General features: G+C 75.3%; 2 protein-coding genes. Both read right to left on the bottom strand.

Going from position 1 to position 2,216, the window contains the following annotated elements:
- A partial coding sequence (locus DW309_RS00070; protein WP_240753065.1) for a DUF2264 domain-containing protein occupies positions 1–890 on the bottom strand: 890 nt, incomplete at its 3' end.
- Entirely contained in the window at positions 887–1,900 is a 1,014-nt protein-coding gene (locus DW309_RS00065; RefSeq protein WP_136044164.1) for a hydroxyacid dehydrogenase, read from the bottom strand. The genes DW309_RS00070 and DW309_RS00065, both read right to left, overlap by 4 nt.
- Positions 1,901–2,216: the final 316 nt, after the last annotated feature.

The raw sequence follows: 2,216 nt of genomic DNA, 5'->3' as shown, positions 1-2,216 counted from the left end.
CGCAGCAGGCCAGGGCCGTGCCGCGATCCGCCCGTGAAGGCCGCAGCGCCCGCCGCCGCCGCCGACGCGAACCGGTACGTGAGGCTGCGGCCCTGGATCAGAGGTCCGCCGTCGGCGCCGACGAGGTGCAGGGCGTCGTCGAGGTAGTCGTCGAGGCGGGCGCGGGAGCGGGCGATCCGGGCGGTGTGCCGCGGATCGTCGGCGACCATGTCGGCCCAGATCGCGGGATAGAAGGACAGCGCCCAGCCCGCGTAGTGGTCGAACGAGCGCGCGGCGCCGTCGGAGGTCCAGCCGTGGGCCCGCTCGAACCCGTCGAGCAGGGCGAAGTCGGCCCCGCGGTCCTCGGTCGAGAACGGGCCGCCCACGCTCTCCAGGAACTGCTCGACGAGGATGCGGAACCAGGCCCAGTTGTTCGGCGGGTACGAGCCTCCGATGAACCCGGCGAGGTAGTCGATCGTGCGGGTGCGTGCCGTGTCGTCGAGTCGAGCCCAGACGGTGTCCCGCGTGAGGTGGAGCCCGACGGCGAGGGCTGCGGCCTCCACCTTCGCCTGATCGACCTCGTCGGGCCGGGGCCAGCGCTCCGGGTTCCCCCGGTCCACTCCGGCGGCGAGTCCGCGCGCATACCGCGCGGCCAGGTCGCCGGTGCCGTCGGGGTCTCCGGCGATGCGGAACGCGGCGAGCAGGAAGGTGCGGCTGAAGCCCTCCAGGGCGTCGACCGCGGGGCCGAATCCGCCAGGGCGGCCCGGATAGCGCACACCGGCGCCCGTGGGGCTCGCGTGCCGGGCGGCCCCGTCGAGGATGGCGTCGGCGACCGCCTGGAGGTGCGCGCGGCCCCAGCCGGTGTACGGCGACAGGTCGCGGTCCTCCGGAGGGAGGGGGAGAGTGCTCACGCGCCGTGCTCCAGGTCGGCCGGGCGCACGGGGTGGAGCGGGGGAGCCCCGGCGATCCAGGCCTCCAGCTCGTCGAGGGCCGCATCGGCGAGCCGCCGCGTCTCGCTGCCGAGCGAGCCGGCGAGGTGCGGGGTGACCGCGACGTTCGGCAGCTGCAGCAGCCGCGAGTCCAGGGGCAGGGGCTCGGGTTCCGTCACGTCGAGCACGGCGTCGAGTCGTCCGTCCGCGCACTCGTCGGCGAGGGCGCCGTGGTCGAGGAGCGCTCCGCGGGCCGTGTTGATGATGGTCGTGCCATCGCGGAGGGCGGCGAGCTGTGCGCGTCCGATCATGCCGCGGGTCGCCGGGAGCGCCGGAGCGTGCAACGACAGCACGTCCACGCGGGGGAGCAGTGTCGCCAGCGGCACGAGCTCGGCGCCCGCGGCCCTGACCTCGGCCGCATCGGCGAAGGGATCCGCGACGAGCACCTCGATGCCGGGGAACGGCCGGAGCAGCTCCACCACGCGCCGGCCGATGCGCGAGAACCCGACGATGCCGACCGTCCGGTCGAGGTTGCCGATGCGACCGCCGACGCGGGCGCCGGTGCGGAGGTCGTGCTGCGGGTCGGCCGTCCGCAGGGGCACGAGGGCTCGCTTGCCGGCGAGGAGGATCATCGCGAGGGTGTACTCGGCGACGGGGGCCGCGTTGGCGTCGGCGGCGGAGGTGAGGAGGATGCCCCGGTGCCACAGTGCCTCGGACACGAGGCCGCGGACGCTCCCGGCGGCATGGAACACCGCGCGCAGCCGGGGGAGCCGGGCCAGAGCCGCCTCGTCGAGCGCGGGCGCGCCCCATCCCGTGACGAGCGCCTCCACCCGGGCCAGGCGCTCCTGCGGGGCGGCGGCGTCGACGGCGGTGACGGGAACGGGGTCGTCGATCAGGGCGAGAGCCGCGAGCCGGTTGCGACGGGGGCCGTCGAACAGGAGGTCCCAGGCATTGGGGGACATCGCGACGAGGACGGTGGGGCGGGCGGACATGGTCTCCTCGGGGTCTGCGCGACGGACGTCGGCGCCGCTCCAGTGAAGGACGGCGGGGCGGTGCGCGCAACGGAGACGAACACGGTCTGTCATGATCGAACACACTCGAACAAGGAGTCCCGATGCCGATCCCACACCGCGCCCGCTCGGCCGAGCGGTGCCGTGCATCCACGACACACGGGGAGGCCGCGACGTGAGCGGCGGGGAGGAGGCGCCGCGCTTCGGCATCTCCCGCCGCGAGCGGATCCTCGACGAGCTGCGGCGCGCGGGGGCCGTGCGGGTGTCCGCGCTCGCGCGCGACCTGGGCGTGGCCGAT

It is taken from the genome of Microbacterium sp. K41 (assembly GCF_004794395.1).
GTDB lineage: Bacteria > Actinomycetota > Actinomycetes > Actinomycetales > Microbacteriaceae > Microbacterium > Microbacterium sufflavum.
This window is presented reverse-complemented; position numbering and strand designations above follow the sequence as displayed.